At 64.1% G+C, this 14,936-nt stretch carries 14 protein-coding genes; 10 read left to right on the plus strand and 4 right to left on the minus strand.

Annotated elements, in window-relative coordinates; genetic code table 11:
- The first annotated feature begins 154 nt into the window (after positions 1 to 154).
- The 5 genes from FSY59_RS17745 to FSY59_RS17765 all read left to right on the plus strand — a co-directional run bounded on the left by FSY59_RS17745 (position 155) and on the right by FSY59_RS17765 (position 5,149).
- Positions 155 to 889 carry a GntR family transcriptional regulator gene (locus FSY59_RS17745; RefSeq protein ID WP_043374803.1) on the plus strand — a complete coding sequence of 245 codons (735 nt, stop codon included), beginning with the start codon at positions 155 to 157 and terminating at the stop codon, positions 887 to 889.
- Entirely contained in the window at positions 886 to 1,707 is an 822-nt protein-coding gene (locus FSY59_RS17750; protein WP_148729432.1) for a 3-hydroxybutyrate dehydrogenase, read from the plus strand. Before FSY59_RS17745 ends, FSY59_RS17750 begins: the two co-directional genes overlap by 4 nt.
- Before the next feature lie 196 nt (positions 1,708 to 1,903).
- Complete coding sequence (gene fahA / locus FSY59_RS17755; RefSeq protein WP_050872329.1) at positions 1,904 to 3,217, plus strand: fumarylacetoacetase; 1,314 nt, start codon at positions 1,904 to 1,906, stop codon at positions 3,215 to 3,217.
- A 96-nt stretch (positions 3,218 to 3,313) separates the two neighbouring features.
- Complete coding sequence (locus FSY59_RS17760) at positions 3,314 to 4,639, plus strand: SPOR domain-containing protein (RefSeq protein ID WP_148729433.1); 1,326 nt, start codon at positions 3,314 to 3,316, stop codon at positions 4,637 to 4,639.
- Between the two features lie 150 nt (positions 4,640 to 4,789).
- Complete coding sequence (locus FSY59_RS17765) at positions 4,790 to 5,149, plus strand: I78 family peptidase inhibitor (protein WP_148729434.1); 360 nt, start codon at positions 4,790 to 4,792, stop codon at positions 5,147 to 5,149.
- Positions 5,150 to 5,164: 15 nt separating this feature from the next.
- Here the strand turns inward: FSY59_RS17765 and hemW are convergent, their stop codons facing one another.
- From hemW to FSY59_RS17785, 4 genes are all read right to left on the minus strand, one after another.
- A complete protein-coding gene (gene hemW, locus FSY59_RS17770) occupies positions 5,165 to 6,394 on the minus strand; it encodes a radical SAM family heme chaperone HemW (RefSeq protein WP_003052094.1) in 1,230 nt (409 codons plus the stop codon).
- A gap of 191 nt (positions 6,395 to 6,585) precedes the next feature.
- Positions 6,586 to 7,185: a non-canonical purine NTP pyrophosphatase gene (locus FSY59_RS17775; protein ID WP_148729478.1), complete on the minus strand. Its 600-nt coding sequence runs from the start codon at positions 7,183 to 7,185 to the stop codon at positions 6,586 to 6,588.
- Between the two features lie 93 nt (positions 7,186 to 7,278).
- Positions 7,279 to 8,184, minus strand: a complete 906-nt coding sequence (locus tag FSY59_RS17780; RefSeq protein WP_148729436.1) for a PP2C family serine/threonine-protein phosphatase — start codon at positions 8,182 to 8,184, stop codon at positions 7,279 to 7,281.
- Complete coding sequence (locus FSY59_RS17785; RefSeq protein ID WP_003052087.1) at positions 8,181 to 9,212, minus strand: serine/threonine-protein kinase; 1,032 nt, start codon at positions 9,210 to 9,212, stop codon at positions 8,181 to 8,183. Before FSY59_RS17785 ends, FSY59_RS17780 begins: the two co-directional genes overlap by 4 nt.
- 89 nt (positions 9,213 to 9,301) lie before the next feature.
- Between FSY59_RS17785 and FSY59_RS17790 the strand changes: the two genes are divergently transcribed.
- The 5 genes from FSY59_RS17790 (at position 9,302) to FSY59_RS17810 (ending at position 14,926) form a co-directional block, all read left to right on the plus strand.
- Positions 9,302 to 10,195 (plus strand): YicC/YloC family endoribonuclease, encoded by an 894-nt coding sequence (locus tag FSY59_RS17790; protein ID WP_043374811.1) that lies wholly within the window; start codon positions 9,302 to 9,304, stop codon positions 10,193 to 10,195.
- A 61-nt stretch (positions 10,196 to 10,256) separates the two neighbouring features.
- Positions 10,257 to 10,886 (plus strand): guanylate kinase, encoded by a 630-nt coding sequence (gene gmk / locus FSY59_RS17795; protein WP_029158642.1) that lies wholly within the window; start codon positions 10,257 to 10,259, stop codon positions 10,884 to 10,886.
- Positions 10,887 to 10,904: 18 nt separating this feature from the next.
- Positions 10,905 to 11,108, plus strand: coding sequence for a DNA-directed RNA polymerase subunit omega (gene rpoZ / locus FSY59_RS17800; RefSeq protein ID WP_003052081.1), 204 nt, complete (start codon positions 10,905 to 10,907; stop codon positions 11,106 to 11,108).
- Between the two features lie 104 nt (positions 11,109 to 11,212).
- Positions 11,213 to 13,468, plus strand: a complete 2,256-nt coding sequence (locus FSY59_RS17805; protein ID WP_019043560.1) for a bifunctional (p)ppGpp synthetase/guanosine-3',5'-bis(diphosphate) 3'-pyrophosphohydrolase — start codon at positions 11,213 to 11,215, stop codon at positions 13,466 to 13,468.
- A gap of 120 nt (positions 13,469 to 13,588) precedes the next feature.
- Positions 13,589 to 14,926, plus strand: a complete 1,338-nt coding sequence (locus tag FSY59_RS17810; RefSeq protein WP_148729437.1) for a lytic murein transglycosylase — start codon at positions 13,589 to 13,591, stop codon at positions 14,924 to 14,926.
- Positions 14,927 to 14,936: the final 10 nt, after the last annotated feature.

Genomic DNA, 14,936 nt, shown 5'->3' on the forward strand with positions numbered 1-14,936 from the left:
AATGGTGACATTTGTGAACTCTTGCGCTGCGCACGGCCAAGTGCACTGCAGGTCTCTTTCTCATTGATCCATTCCGGGCGCCTGCGTGCCCCTCTTAATAAAGTATTTATTTAGATACTTTATTTGCTACACTGACCCCGTCCAATCCGTGCTCATGACTGCTGTGTCCACCGCCTCCCAATCCCGCGACAAGCTGCACCTGCAGCTGGCCCGGCTGTTCCGCAACAAGATCGCGACCGGCGAATGGGCGCTCGGACACAGCATTCCCACGGTCGAAGAGCTGGAGGCGCTGCACAGCGTCTCGCGCACCACGGTGCGCATGGCCGTGCATGCGCTGGTCGACGAAGGCCTGCTGGAGACCCGCAAGCGCGGCGGCACCAGGGTGGTGAGCCAGCCCTGCAAGCCGCCGTCCTTTCTGCTGCCCACCAGCTGGCGGGAGCTCGTGGCATTTGGCGAGCAGATTCAGCAGACCACGCTGCAGCAGGCCAATGACTGCGTGCCGCCGATTCCGGCCGGCTTTCCCTGCCCTGGCGAACTGGCCCCGGCCTATACCTATTTTCTGCGCGTGCACAGACATGGCGAGGCACGCTTTTGCCTGTCCGAGCTGTACCTGGAGCAGAACCTCTATCCCAGGCTGCAGGAGCAGCTGGAGCGCGCCACGCTGGCGCAGGCGCTGGGCAATGACCCCGCGCAGATCGCTGCAGCGCGCCAGTACCTGAGCGTGGCCCCGGCCGACGAGCTGATTGCCGAGCACCTGGGCGTGCCGCTGGGCACGCCGCTGATGCAGGCGCTGCGCTGGGCCCGCAACCCCCAGGGCCTGGTCGTCTACTGGGCCAAGGTGCGCTTCATCAGCGAATACGTGCACATGGAAATGGACTTGCTCAAATGACCGCCGTCCTGCCGCTGAACCCGCCCCTGTCCAAACCCCATGCCGGTCGTGTGGCCTGGATCACCGGCTCCACCAGCGGCATAGGCTGGGCCGTTGCCAGGCAGCTGGCCAGCGAAGGCGCCGCCATTGCCCTGCATGGCAGCGCCCAGGCGTCTGCCAGCACCGATGCCCAGCTGGCCGAGCTGCACGCACTGGGCGTGGCCGCCCGCTATTACCCGCTGGATCTGAGCGACGGCCAGGCCATTGCGCCCCTGGCCCGGCGCATCGCCGCCGAGCTGGGTGCGGTGGACATTCTGGTCAACAACGCCGGCATGCAGCATGTGGAATCCGTGCTCAGCTTTCCGCCAGACCGATGGAACACCATGCTGGCCGTCAACCTGAGCGCACCGTTTCACACCATACAGGCCTGCACGCCGGCCATGCTGGAGCGCGGCTGGGGGCGCATCATCAATATGGCCTCCGTCAGCGGCCTGGTCGGCGTGGCCCACAAGCCCGCCTACGTGGCCAGCAAGCACGGCCTGCTGGGCCTGACCAAATCCGTGGCACTGGAGCTGGCCACCACGCCCGTGACCTGCAATGCCATCTGCCCCGGCTGGGTGCTGACGCCGCTGGTCCAGGCCCAGGTCGATGCCCTGGCGCAGCGCGAGCAGCTGGACGAGGCGGCAGCCCGTGCCAGGCTGCTGGGCGCCAAGCAGCCTTCGCGGGCCTTTGTGACGGTGGAGCAGGTGGCGGCCCTGGTCGGCTTTCTCGCCAGCGACAACGCCGCCCAGGTACGTGGCGCACAGTGGAATATGGACGGGGGCTTCACCGCCGCTTGAGTGCGGCATCGGCAAGACTCCATCTATCGGTCACCCATTCACGGCTGATGGCGCTGGGCAGATAAGCGCTACAGCCTGTTTAGTAGGACTTACGCAAGCAGGAATGCATCATCGGCCAGCCTCCTGAGGCAGTCGCCTTGCCTGAACCGGTTTTGCGTAAGTCGTGTTTTATTCAAATCGTTCCAAGGAGATGAACATGGCATTGAACGAAACCCACGACGCCGGCCTGCAAAGCTGGGTCGCAAGCGCCAACACCGGCAGCAGCGACTTTCCCATCCAGAACCTGCCGTTTGCCGTCTTTCGCCGCAAGCGCAGCAGCGAAGCCTTCCGCGGCGGCGTGGCGATTGGCGATCAGGTGCTGGATATGGCGGCCGTTCGCGATGCCAAGGCACTGGACGCCGATGTTCAGGCCCAGGTCGCAGCAGCGGCGCAGGGCCAGCTCAACAGCTTGATGGCCATGGGCCCTGCGGCATGGTCGGCCCTGCGCCTGGCCCTGTCGCGCGCCCTGCGCGCCGGTGCTGCCCGGGAAGCCGCACTCAAGGCCTGCCTCGTGCCCCAGGCCGATGTGGAGTACAGCGTACCCGCCCAGGTCGGCGACTACACGGACTTCTACACCTCCGTGCATCACGCCACCAATGTGGGCAAGCTGTTTCGCCCCACCAACCCGCTGATGGAAAACTACAAGTGGGTGCCCATCGGCTACCACGGTCGCGCCTCCAGCATCCGCATCTCGGGCGTGGACTTCAAGCGCCCCAACGGCCAGCTCAAGGCCCCCGATGTCGACCCCGTGCTCAAGCCCTGCAACCGTCTCGACTATGAGCTGGAGATGGGCATTTACGCAGGCACGGCCAATGCCTGGGGCGAGGCTGTCGACATCGAGGATGCCGACCGGCATATCTTCGGCCTGTGCCTGCTCAACGACTGGTCGGCCCGCGACGTGCAGGCCTGGGAATACCAGCCGCTGGGCCCATTCCTGTCCAAGAACTTCGCCACCAGCATCTCGCCCTGGATCGTGACGCTGGAAGCACTGGAGCCCTATCGCACGGCATTCGTGCGCCCGTCCGACGACCCGCAGCCCCTGCCCTACCTCAGCTCCGAAGCCAACTCGCAGCGCGGAGCGCTCGATGTGCAGCTCACGGTCGCCATCCAGACCGAGAAGATGCGCGCCGACGGCAAGGCCGCCGAGCAGATCACCCGGACCAGCTATCGCCACGCCTACTGGACCATGGCCCAGCTGATTGCCCACCACACCGTCAACGGCTGCGATCTGCAGCCCGGCGACCTGCTGGGCACGGGCACGCTGTCCGGCCCCACCATGGACCAAGCCGGCGCCCTGCTGGAAATCACCGAAGGCGGCAAAAAGCCCCTGAGCCTGAGCAACGGCGAAACCCGCACCTTCCTGCTCGACGGCGACGCCGTGGTCTTTACCGGCTGGTGCGAAAAGCCCGGTGCCGCGCGCATCGGCTTTGGCGAATGCCGCGCCACCGTGCTGCCCGCGCACCAGGCCTGAGCGCCTTGACCATCCCGCAAAGAACCGGCCTGGCGCCGGTTTTTTGTTGGGAATCTGCCCTCGGCCTGTTCGTAACGCCATGACACAATTGCAGCCATGCCTTCCGCTTCGGACACCCCCACCCCTGCGCTCGCCCCCACTGGCCGGAACCCGCGCCAGGAACCTGTGCTGGACCAGCCTCTGCGCTCGGACGCCAGCCCCCTGCCTGCCTCCATCGCCGGAGCCTTTGCAGCAGCGGCCTATTCCATGCAGCACAGCCTGCAGCACGAGGCCGGGCAGACCGCTGCGCCCGAAGAGGAGGACAGCGGTCTGCTGCCTCAGCTCTATGCCAGCCGCCTGAACCCGCGCTCGCGCGACTTCTACCTGGCCCAGTTCAAGCGCTTTGACGCCCTGGACCGCAGCCTGCCCAGCTGGAATATGGCGGCCGCCTTGCTGACCCTGGCATGGTGCAGCCTGCACGGCCTGTGGCGCGAGGCTGCCAAATACTTCGCAGCCGTCACGGCAGCCGCGCTGATCTGGTGGTTCGGCCTGCGTCCTGCCCTGCCCGAGGCCATGGCTCTGGGACTGGGCATTGCCCTGTGGCTGGTCGCCGTGGCCGTGCCCGGCCTGCTGGGCAATGGCTGGTACTGGCGCAAGATCAGGGCCCAGACGCTGCAGGCGATCACGGACGCACCCAATATGGCCGCAGCCCATGCCAACCTGCAGGAGCAGGCTGCAGCGCCGCGCAACAGGACTGCCGCCATGCTGGTTCTGGCCCTGCCTGTGGCCGCAGCCGCAGGTGCAGGCCTGGCACTGCTGCCGGCCAAAAACCCGGCGCCGCTGCCAAGCGCGGACCCTGCACCCATCACCAGGCCCGCAGCCGACAGCGCCACCAGCGCCGCCGCCCCTCGCACCATGGCAAGCCCGGTCCCGGCAACTGCTGGCGCCGCTGCCACCCAACCCGAGACCCGCCCGCCAGAGCCGGCGTCCACCGCAGCAGCCGAGACGGGCGCCAGCGCCGTCAAAGCGGCGCCCCAAGCCCCTGCCCTGGTGCCAGACAAGACAGCGGCCCAAGCCGAGCCCAGCGAAAAACCGCCGGCAACACCGGCTGACAAGCCCGCGGCAGAGCCCAAAGAGCAGCCCGTAAAAGCCGCGTCAAAAGAAGTGCCGCAAGCCGGCACGGATCTGGTTGCAGGCAAGTTCTATCTGAATCTGGGCGTCTACTCGGAGGCCCGCAATGCCGAGAAGATCGTGGCCCAGCTGAACCAGTCCAAGCTGCCCGCACTGACGCAGAAGATGGCCAGCAACAAAGGCGAAGTCATCCGGGTACGCAGCGGCCCCTTCGAAAGCCGCAAGCGCGCCGAAAAGGCCGCGCGCAAGCTGCAGGCAGCGAATATCGAAGCCGGCATCTTTCAGAGTGCGGACGGAACCCACAAGCCATAGGGCAGACGCAAGCACGCCAGAAATTGATGCAAAAACACCGTCAATCCCTTGATGGCATTGCGCTTAAAGCTATCAGTTCTGACGACCATCTTGTTGCACCCGCTTGCATATCGAGGTCTGGTCTGGCAGGCGCGGGTATCTGGGGGCGCTATGGTGTGGGGCATGAAGCATAGAACCACTCCTTTGCCAATTTCCACCCGCGCCTTGCTGGGCCTGACCGGTGCCACTGCGGCCTTGCTGATGGCCGGCTGCGCCAGCCATGGCGCAGCCACCGACGGCACGCGCGCGCCGCCTGCACGCCAGCTGCAGGTATGCCATGCCGAACCGGTACAGATCTATCTGGGCCACAACACCGTGGCGTCGACGCTGGAGACCATCCGCCAGAAGTCCGGCTCTTACCTGCTGCGCGTGCTGCGCGAAGGTCAGCCCGCCACCATGGAATACAACCAGGAGCGCCTGAACGTCATCACCAATGACGCGGGCAAGATCACGGCGCTGCGCTGCGGCTGAATCTCTTTGCCGGACCTACAGGAACATTTCCTGCAGGTCGCTGAGGAAGTCGAAGCCGCGCTCGGTCGGCACCACACGGCCCAGGTCGCGCGTGATCAGGCCCTTGGCCTGCGCCTGATCCAGTCCCTTGGCGATGGCTGACATGGGCAGGCCCGTGCGCTCCATGAACTCCTGCAGCGCGAAACCGCCGCGCAGGCGCAACGCGTTGAGCATGTATTCGAACGGCAGCTCTGCGCGCTTGACCTCGTTGTCCTGTGCCAGCGGCGTGCCGGCCAGCGCCATGTCCATATAGCGGGCCGGATCACGGAAACGCACCTGGCGCACGATGCGATGGGCAAAGCTCAGCTTGCTGTGTGCACCCGCGCCAATGCCCAGATAGTCGCCGAACTGCCAGTAGTTGCTATTGTGAAAGCACTGGTGGCCTTCCTTGGCATAGGCCGAGACTTCGTAGCGCTGCATGCCGGCTCCCTGGGTGCTGGCCGTGATCAGGTCCAGCATCTCATAGGCCGTATCGTCCTCGGGCACCAGGGGCGGGTATTTGGCGAAATAGGTGTTGGGCTCGATAGTCAGGTGATAGATCGACAGATGCGGCGGCGCAAACGCCAGCGCGGTGTCCACATCGCGCTGCAGATCGGCAAGACTCTGGCCGGGCAGCGCATACATCAGGTCGATATTGAAGGTCTCGAAATTGTCGGCTGCCTCGCGCACCGCCGCCTGGGCCTGCGCGGCGTCGTGCACGCGGCCCACGGCCTGCAGATAGCGGTCGTCAAAGCTCTGCACCCCTATGGACAGACGGTTCACACCGGCCGCCCGGAAAGCCTTGAAGCGGTCCTTCTCGAAGGTGCCGGGGTTGGCCTCCATCGTGATCTCGCAATCGGGCTCCATGCGCAGACGCGCACGCAGACCGGCAATCAGCTTGTCTATGGACTCGGGCGAGAACAGGCTGGGCGTGCCCCCTCCCATGAAGACGCTGTGCACCGTGCGCCCCCAGATCAGCGGCAGTGCGCTCTCCAGATCGGCCATCAGGGCATCGATATAGCGGTCCTCGGGCAGTGCATCCCCCTTGGCCCAGGCATGCGAGTTGAAGTCGCAATACGGGCATTTCTTGAGACACCAGGGCAGATGCACATACAACGACAGCGGCGGCAGGCTGCCCAGCTGCAGCGTGCCAGGCCGCATGTAATGCTGAATATCGCGCTGCACCGCCGCTTCGGCAGTCTCTGTTTGAGGCTGAATGGGGATCATGGGAAATATGCTTTTCTAGCGCAAACAAAACCGACGCCGCTAAAACTAGCACAGCCCCAGCTCAGAGATGCCTGGCAAGGGCCGCCCCCAGAGAGGGCATCGTCCCCCTTCCATAGCGCACAGCGCGTAGAGAAAGGGGCGCCCGGCTAGGGGGAAGGCGCGGGGCCGTCTAGGCAGAGCGCCTCAGGGGGTTACAGCCAGCGCTCTTTCACCATCTCGATCATGGTGCGCGAAGAACGACCACGATGGCTGTGGGCATGCTTGAGTTCGGGCGTCATCTCGGCAAAGGTCTGGCCCAGCTCGGGGATCAGCAGTACCGGGTCAAAGCCGAAGCCATTGCTGCCACGGCGCTCGGTCGTGAGCAGGGCCTGCACACGCCCCACGGCAATCAGCGGCTCGGGGTCCTTGGGCGAGCGCACGCCCACCAGGGTGCTGACCATGGCGGCACGGCGATTGGCCACGCCTTGCATCTGCTCGAGCAGCGCGCGCACATTGTTGTCGTCGCTTTTCTCGTAGCCGAACTGGGTGCAATAGTAGGCCGTATCTACGCCAGGCAGACCGCCGAAATGATCCACGCACATGCCGGCGTCATCGGCAATGGCAGGCAAGCCGGTCTTCTCGGCCGCAAAGCGCGCCTTGGACAGCGCATTCTCGACAAACGTGCCATAGGGCTCGGGAGCTTCGCCTTCGAACAGATCGCCCTGGCGAATCAGCTCCACGCCCAGCGGGGCAAACATGGCCTGCAACTCGACGAGCTTGCCGCGGTTGTTGGATGCCAGCACAATTTTCATCATAAAAATCCATGCAAACGCTTGTGGCGATTGCGCAATCAGCTATTGATTCAGTAGTTTCAAGCCCAGGCCTGCTGCAGCCTGCAACCCGATTCAGGTCTTGGCTTTCTGGCGCTGTGCCGAGCGGCGTATGGCCTCGTTGATTTCGGCGATCGATCGCTCGATGGCCGCGTCGTCGAGCTCATCCTCGCAGTCTTCGAGCGGCCCCACCTGTATCGTGGACTCAAAGCCCTGATCCTCGATCTCCTGGGTGGAGATGGAGGACGGTTCGAAATTATTCGGTGTTTCCCATACCAGTGCCAGCACGGTGACATTGTCGCTGCTGTCCCCGGCGCGCTTGAGTGCGGTGTCGACCAGCATGGGCACAAAGTGGGCCACGGCCTTGCCGTTCATGATCTGGAGTATTTCCGGCGTCGGCACCGCACCCCAGAGACCGTCCGAGCACAGCATCAGCTGATCGCCCTCCTCCAGCCGCCTGGTCTCGCTCACATCGAAGATGGGCTTGGAGGGCGAGCCCAGGCAGGTGAACAGCACATTGCGGTTGGCCTGGGCGAGCACCGCCGAGACCTTGCGCATCTCGGTGTACGAGTGGTCGCGCGTGCGCTCCACGAGCTGCCCCTCGCGCACCCAGTACAGGCGCGAGTCGCCGCAATGAATCCAGGTCACCTTGCCTTCCTGCAGCACCGCCGCCACCAGCGTGGTGCGCGGCGTGTCCATCATGCCCTTGGTGCTGGCATAGCGCAGGATCTGGCGATGGGCCAGCAGCAGCGCCTCTTCCAGGAACGCGGCCGGATCTTCCACCAGTGGCCTGGCCTTCTGCTGAAACAACGTGGAAACCACCTGCAGTGCAATCTGCGCGGCCACCTCGCCGTCCGGATGCCCGCCCATCCCGTCCGCCAGCACGAACAGCGCCGCCTCTCGCGTGTAGCAGTAGCCCATGCGGTCTTCGTTGAGGGCACGGCCTCCGCGGCGGCTGAGCTGGAAGACGGAAAATTTCATGGTTTGCGATTGCTGTCGGTCACCGCTCCACGTTCGGAGCCGCCGAGTTTCTGAAGATTCTTCCTGGCGTCATGCACCATATTGTCGAACTGCATGCGCATGCGCTCCTGCACGCTGAGCTTGGTATAGCGACGCTCGCCCTCGCGGCTCAGCTCTTTTTGCAGGGCAAACACCGACTGCGGGCGCGAGAGCGGGTCCATGGCCATGCACCATTCCACCACCTCGATCAGATTGTCCGAATACACGCCGCGCAGCTTGTTCAGGGCCAGGGCCAGGCGGTCCTTGTCCTGACGCTGCGGTGCTTCGTTGGGCGGTATGCCCTGCATGCAGGCATAGATGCAGGCGCCAATGGCGTAGATATCGGTCCAGGGACCCAGCTGGGAGTCGCGCCGATACATCTCCGGGGCGGCAAAGCCAGGGGTGTACATGGGACGAATGAAGTTTCCCTCTTTCGACAGCACTTCGCGCGCCGCGCCGAAATCGATCAGCACGGCCTTGTCGTCATTGGTGATGAAGATATTGGCGGGCTTGATGTCCAGGTGCAGCATCTTGTGCTGATGCACGATGCGCAGGCCGCGCAGCACCTCGTCAAACAGGGAGCGGATGGTCGACTCTCTGAAGACCTTCTCGGCCTTGAGCTCGCGCGCCGTGACGATGAACTCCTGCAGGGTCGCCCCTTCCAGGTAGTTCATCACCATGTAGACGGTTTCGTTTTCGCGAAAGAAATTCAGCACGCTCACCACGGAGGCGTGCGAGATCTGCGCCAGCGAGCGCCCTTCCTCGAAAAAGCTCTTGAGCCCGAGGCGATACAGGGACAACTTCTCTGGCGCCACGACGGGCTGCAGTTCGGCGGGCGCCCGAGTGGCAAGCGAAGCAGGCAGATACTCCTTGATCGCTACCTGCTGGCCATCGCCATCCAGAGCCAGGTAGACAATCCCGAACCCCCCCGAGGAAATCCTGCGTACCACCCGGTATCCGCCTATGGTGCTGCCCGGCGGTAGGGGCGCTGGCTTGTTTTTAGTAGACATTTTTTACCGGTAAACCTCAAGGATGATTCGAAACCCGGATAATCGGGAAATTGCAAGCATCCATCAAAAGTCCAATGCCAGTTTACAGCATGACCGGATACGCCAGTGCCCAGCACAGCGCATCCGCTGAGGGTGGTCAAGAGTCCCAGTCCAACAGCCGTCTGGGCCTTGAGATCCGCGCGGTCAATAGCCGCTTTCTGGATTTGTCCTTCCGCCTTCCCGACGAACTGCGCGCCCTTGAGCCGGCCCTGCGCTCCTTGCTCACCGCTCGCCTGAAGCGCGGCAAGGTCGAAGTGCGTGCCGCCATCGACGTCTCCAGCAACCAATCCCTCCCCCTTCCTGCTGCCTCTCAGCTGCAACGCCTGCTGAGCCTGCAGGACGCCGTCCAGGCCTGGCTGCCCAAGGCACGCGACCTGTCCGTGGCCGACGCGCTGCGTCTGTGCAGCGGCACCGGTGCAGCCACCACGGACTGGAGCGAAATCGCTCCGGCCCTGGCCGAACAGGCCATCACCGACCTGCTCGCAGCTCGTGCCCGCGAGGGCGAACGCCTGGCCGACATGCTGCTCGACCGCATCAAGCAGCTGCGCGCGCTGGCCAAGACCGCCGTGCCTCTGGTGCCGCAGCTGGTGGAGCAGCAGCGCCAGAAGTTTCTGGAGCGCTGGAAGGAAGCCATGGCCCTGGGCGAAGGCTCGGTGGCCCCCGAGGCCGCCCGGGATCGCGCCCTGGCCGAAGCCACGGCCTTTGCCATCCGCATCGATGTGGCCGAAGAAGTCACGCGTCTGGGCTCTCACCTCGACGAAATCGAGCGTCTGCTCAAAAAGGGCGGCGACATCGGCAAGCGTCTGGACTTCCTGATCCAGGAACTGCACCGCGAAGCCAACACGCTTGGCTCCAAATCAGCCACGCTGGAGCTGACCCGCATCAGCGTCGACATGAAGGTGCTGATCGAGCAAATGCGCGAACAAGTGCAGAACATCGAGTAAGCAAGCCCTGGGCGTACCCACACCGTACGCTCGATTCGTGCCCAAAGTCATGCCCAAAGTCATGGACCATCCCGGAAATCTATTTGTCGTGTCGGCACCCAGCGGTGCCGGCAAATCCTCCCTGGTACGCGCCCTGCGTGAATTCGACGCACGCGTCTACCCCTCCGTCTCTCACACCACGCGCGCGCCGCGCGGCCAGGAAAAGCATGGCCGTGAGTACTACTTCATCTCGGACGCCGAATTCGACGCCATGGTCGCCAACAACGGCTTTGTCGAATGGGCCAATGTGCACAGCCGCCGCTACGGCACGGCCAAGAGGTCTCTGGAAGAGCGCATCCAGAGCGGCACCGATGTGCTGCTCGAGATCGACTACCAGGGTGCCCTGCAGGTCAAGCAGGCCTTTCCCAATGCCGTGCTGATCTTCATCCTGCCGCCCAGCTGGGACGAGCTGCGCGCGCGCCTGGAAAATCGCGGCGAGGATGCACCCGAAGTCATTGAGATGCGCCTGAAGAACGCCGAAGAGGAAATGGCGCAGGTCGCAAAATTCGACTTCGTTATAATCAACGAACTGTTTGAGAGTGCGCTCTTTGATCTCAAGGCGATCATTCACGCGCAACGCCTCAAATATGCGGCCCAGCGGCGCCTTCGCGCCGACACCTTCGAGTCGCTCAATATCCCTGAATCCAACTGACCGTTCCCGGAGTTCCTGATGGCACGCATTACTGTTGAAGATAGCCTGGAGCAGATCCCCAACCGCTTCCAGCTCGTTTTGGCCGCGACTTACCGCGCCCGCATGCTCAATCAAGGCCACACCCCCAAGATTGAAACCAAGAACAAGGCCAGCGTTACCGCCCTGCGTGAAATCGCAGACGGCAAGGTAGGCCTGGAAATGCTGAAGAAGGTGCCGGGTTAAGCTGTTGCATCGCAGCACCAAAACAGACAATTAAGCACCGCTCGTCGGTGCTTTTTTGTACCTATCACCTTGCACTCGGTACTTGCAGGCTACATTTAAGGAATATGACAGCGGCCCAGAACTCGACGATTGCACCTTCTTCTACGGCACCGGCCAAGCCTCAGCGCATGCCCGCTGAACAGGCTGCACGGGTGTCGGCTGCTGCTTTTGACGGGTTGATGGAGCATCTGGGCTATCTGGATGCCGACAGCGCCGAGCGCGTGCGCCAGGCCTATGTCTACGCAGACCAAGCACATACCGATCAGTGGCGCAGCAGTGGAGACCCCTATATCACCCACCCCATCGCGGTCACGGGAATCTGCGCCAACTGGAAGCTCGACGCCCCTGCCCTGATGGCGGCCCTGCTGCATGACTCCATGGAGGATTGCGGCATCACCAAGCTGGATCTGAAGGAGCGCTTCGGCGAGGATGTGGCCGAGCTGGTGGACGGGCTGACCAAGCTGGACAAGCTGCAGTTCAATACCCGCGAGGAAAACCAGGCCGAATCCTTTCGCAAGATGCTGCTGGCCATGGCGCGCGATGTGCGCGTCATCCTGATCAAGCTGGCCGACCGCACCCACAACATGCGCACCATGAGCGACATGCCGCGCAGCAAGTGGGGCCGCATCTCGTCCGAAACGCTGGAGATCTATGCGCCCATCGCGCACCGCCTGGGTCTGAACCAGACCTATCGCGAGCTGCAGGACCTGTCGTTCAAGCATCTGCATCCCTGGCGCTATGCCACGCTGGAAAAAGCCATAGGCCGCTCGCGCACGCGCCGCCGCGATCTGGTGCAGCGCGTGCAGGACGAAGTCAGCACCGCCTTTGCCACGCACAGCCTGGCGGTGCGGCTGCTAGGCCGCGAGAGCACGCTGTATTCGCTGTACCAGCGCATGCAGAAGAACCAGCTGAGCTTTGCCAAGGTCACCGACATCTACGGCTTTCGCATCATCGTCCCCAAGACGCTGGACTGCTACACCGCCCTCGGTGTGCTGCACCAGAAGTACAAGCCCATGCCGGGGCGCTTCAAGGACTACATCGCCATTGCCAAGAGCAATGGCTACCAGTCGCTGCACACCACGCTGGTCGGCCCCTCCAGCGTCAGCATCGAATTCCAGATTCGCACGGAAGAGATGAACATCGTGGCCGAGGCCGGCGTCGCGGCCCACTGGCTGTACAAGGCCCAGCAGGGCCATGACTCCGAGCATCTGTCCACCCAGTGGCTGCAGTCCCTGCTCGATATCCAGAACGAGACCCGCGACGCGGCGGAGTTCTGGGATCACGTCAAGGTGGATCTCTTTCCCGATGCCGTGTACGTGTTCACGCCCAAGAGCGAGATCATGGCCATGCCGCGCGGCGCCACGGTGGTGGACTTTGCCTACGCCATCCACAGCAAGATCGGGCATCGCACCACGGCGGCCAAGATCAATGACGAGGAAGTGCCGCTGCGCACCGAGCTCAAGAGCGGCGATGTGGTGCAGATCATCACCTCCGAAACCTCCACGCCCAACCCGGCCTGGCTGAGCTTTGTGAAAACCGGGCGCGCGCGCTCCAAGATTCGCTCCTACCTCAAGAATGCGGCCCAGACCGAAGCCGGCCAGCTCGGAGAGTCGCTGCTGGCCCAGGCCCTGCGCGCCGAAGGCATTGACAGCGTGCCGTCGCAGGACGATGCCAACAGGGGCGTCTGGGACGAAATCCTGCGCATCACGGGCAACCGCACGCCGGCAGACCTCATGGTCGATATCGGCATGGGCCGCCGCATCGCCTCCCTGGTGGCCGCGCGCATGACCAGCTTCATGACCAAGCAAGGCGTGCGCCCCGATGCGCTGCTCATCACACAGGAGCGCTTCAACACGCACAACCGCCCCTTCCAGGGCGCGGTCACGCTCAACGGCGACGAGAGCAGCTCGGTCTACTACTCGCACTGCTGCCGCCCCGTGCCGGGCGATCCGATTCTGGGCTACCTCGGCGGCCAGGGCCTGGTCGTGCACCACGCCCATTGCAACAATGCCATCAAGCTGCGCGAAAAGGATGCCGACCGCTTCATCACCGTGGACTGGTCGGACGACATCACGCGCCTGTTCGAGGCCGGCATCGTGGTCACGGTGCAGAACAACAAGGGCGTGCTGGCCCGCGTGGCGGCCGAGCTCTCGAATGCCGAAGCCGATATCGTGCGCGTCGAGATGACCGACGAAGCAGCGATCGGCACCACCGATCTGCGCTTTGTCATCTCCGTGCAGAACAGCGTGCAGCTGGAGAATGCGCTGCGCAATCTGCGCCGCCTGCATTCGGTGATCCGCGCCAGCCGCGTCATGGCCTGATCTCTTACATGCTCCACAAGGCCGCCTCGGGCGGCCTTTTTCATGGGTGAAAGATTTTGTTGCATTCTGCGCGCGCCATCGCGCCCTGCAAGGGCCTGCCGGCCACGACAGCAGGCGACAATGGCATTCATGCTCCAAACCGCACCTTCGCTCCCGAATGCCCGCCAGCAGCTGCTGATCGCCGCCATTGCGGCAGCCCTGCTCGCAGGCTGCGCCACCCGGCCCGAACCTCCTGCTGCGGCCGCGCCCGAGCCGGTGATCGCCGCCAAGGCAGAGCAAGCCTCGGGCGAGTCGGCAGCAGCGGAAAACCCCATACAGGCCCGCAACTTCGCGCACTGGAAGCAGGAATTCGCCCCGCGAGCACGCGCCGCGGGCATTTCGGAACGCACGCTTGGCAGTGCCCTGGCCGGCGCCAAGCTGCAGCCCAGCATCGTCAGGCTCGACCGCTCCCAGCCCGAGTTCACACGCACGCCCTGGCAATACCTGGATAGCGCCGTCTCCGCACAGCGCATCAAGACCGGCAAGCTCAAGATGCAGGAACACGGCGCCAGCCTGCAGGCGGCCAGCCAGCGCTATGGCGTGCCAGCACCGGTGATTGCCGCCATCTGGGGCATGGAAAGCAATTACGGCAGCAACTTCGGCAGCTTCTCGGCCGTGGATGCGCTGGCCACTCTGGCCTTCGACGGCCGCCGTGCCGAGTGGGCACAAAAAGAGCTGATTGCCGCGCTGCGCATCATCGACAACGGCGATATCGACGCCGCTCACATGATCAGCTCCTGGGCGGGCGCCATGGGCAACACCCAGTTCCTGCCCTCGGTATTCCTGCAATATGCCGTGGATGCCGACGGAGACGGCCGCCGCGACATCTGGGGCTCCATGGCCGACGTGGCCGCATCCACGGCCAACTATCTGGCCAGCGCGGGCTGGAACGCCAGCGAGCCCTGGGGGATCGAAGTGCGCCTGCCGGCCAATTTCGACTACGCGCGCGCCGAACTCGCCACGCGCCAGAACAGCCCGGCCTGGGCCGCAGAAGGCGTGCAGGCCGTGAACGGCCAGGCCTTGCCCGCCATGGCCGGCGCCAGCATCATCGCGCCGGCCGGCGCTCGCGGCCCGGCCTTCATGGTGGGCAGCAACTTCCGCGCCATCCTGCGCTACAACAACTCCACCAACTATGCGCTGGCCGTGAGCCTGCTCGCCTCGCAGCTGGCAGGCAATGGCGGCGTCAACGCCGAGTGGCCGCGCGAGCTCGGCGCCCTGACGCGGGAGCAGACCAAGGCGCTGCAGACCGCACTCACCCAGCGCGGCTTTGCCACCGGCACCGCCGACGGCGTGATGGGTCCAGCCACCCGGGCCGGGCTGCGCCAATACCAGCAAAGCGAGGGCCTGGTGGCAGACGGCTACCCCACGCTGGAGCTGCTGCAACGCCTGCAGGCTGGCAACCTATCTCAAAAACAATAGCGTTTAGCGC

Source organism: Comamonas sp. Z3 (assembly GCF_008121565.1).
GTDB classification, from domain to species: domain Bacteria; phylum Pseudomonadota; class Gammaproteobacteria; order Burkholderiales; family Burkholderiaceae_C; genus Comamonas; species Comamonas brasiliensis.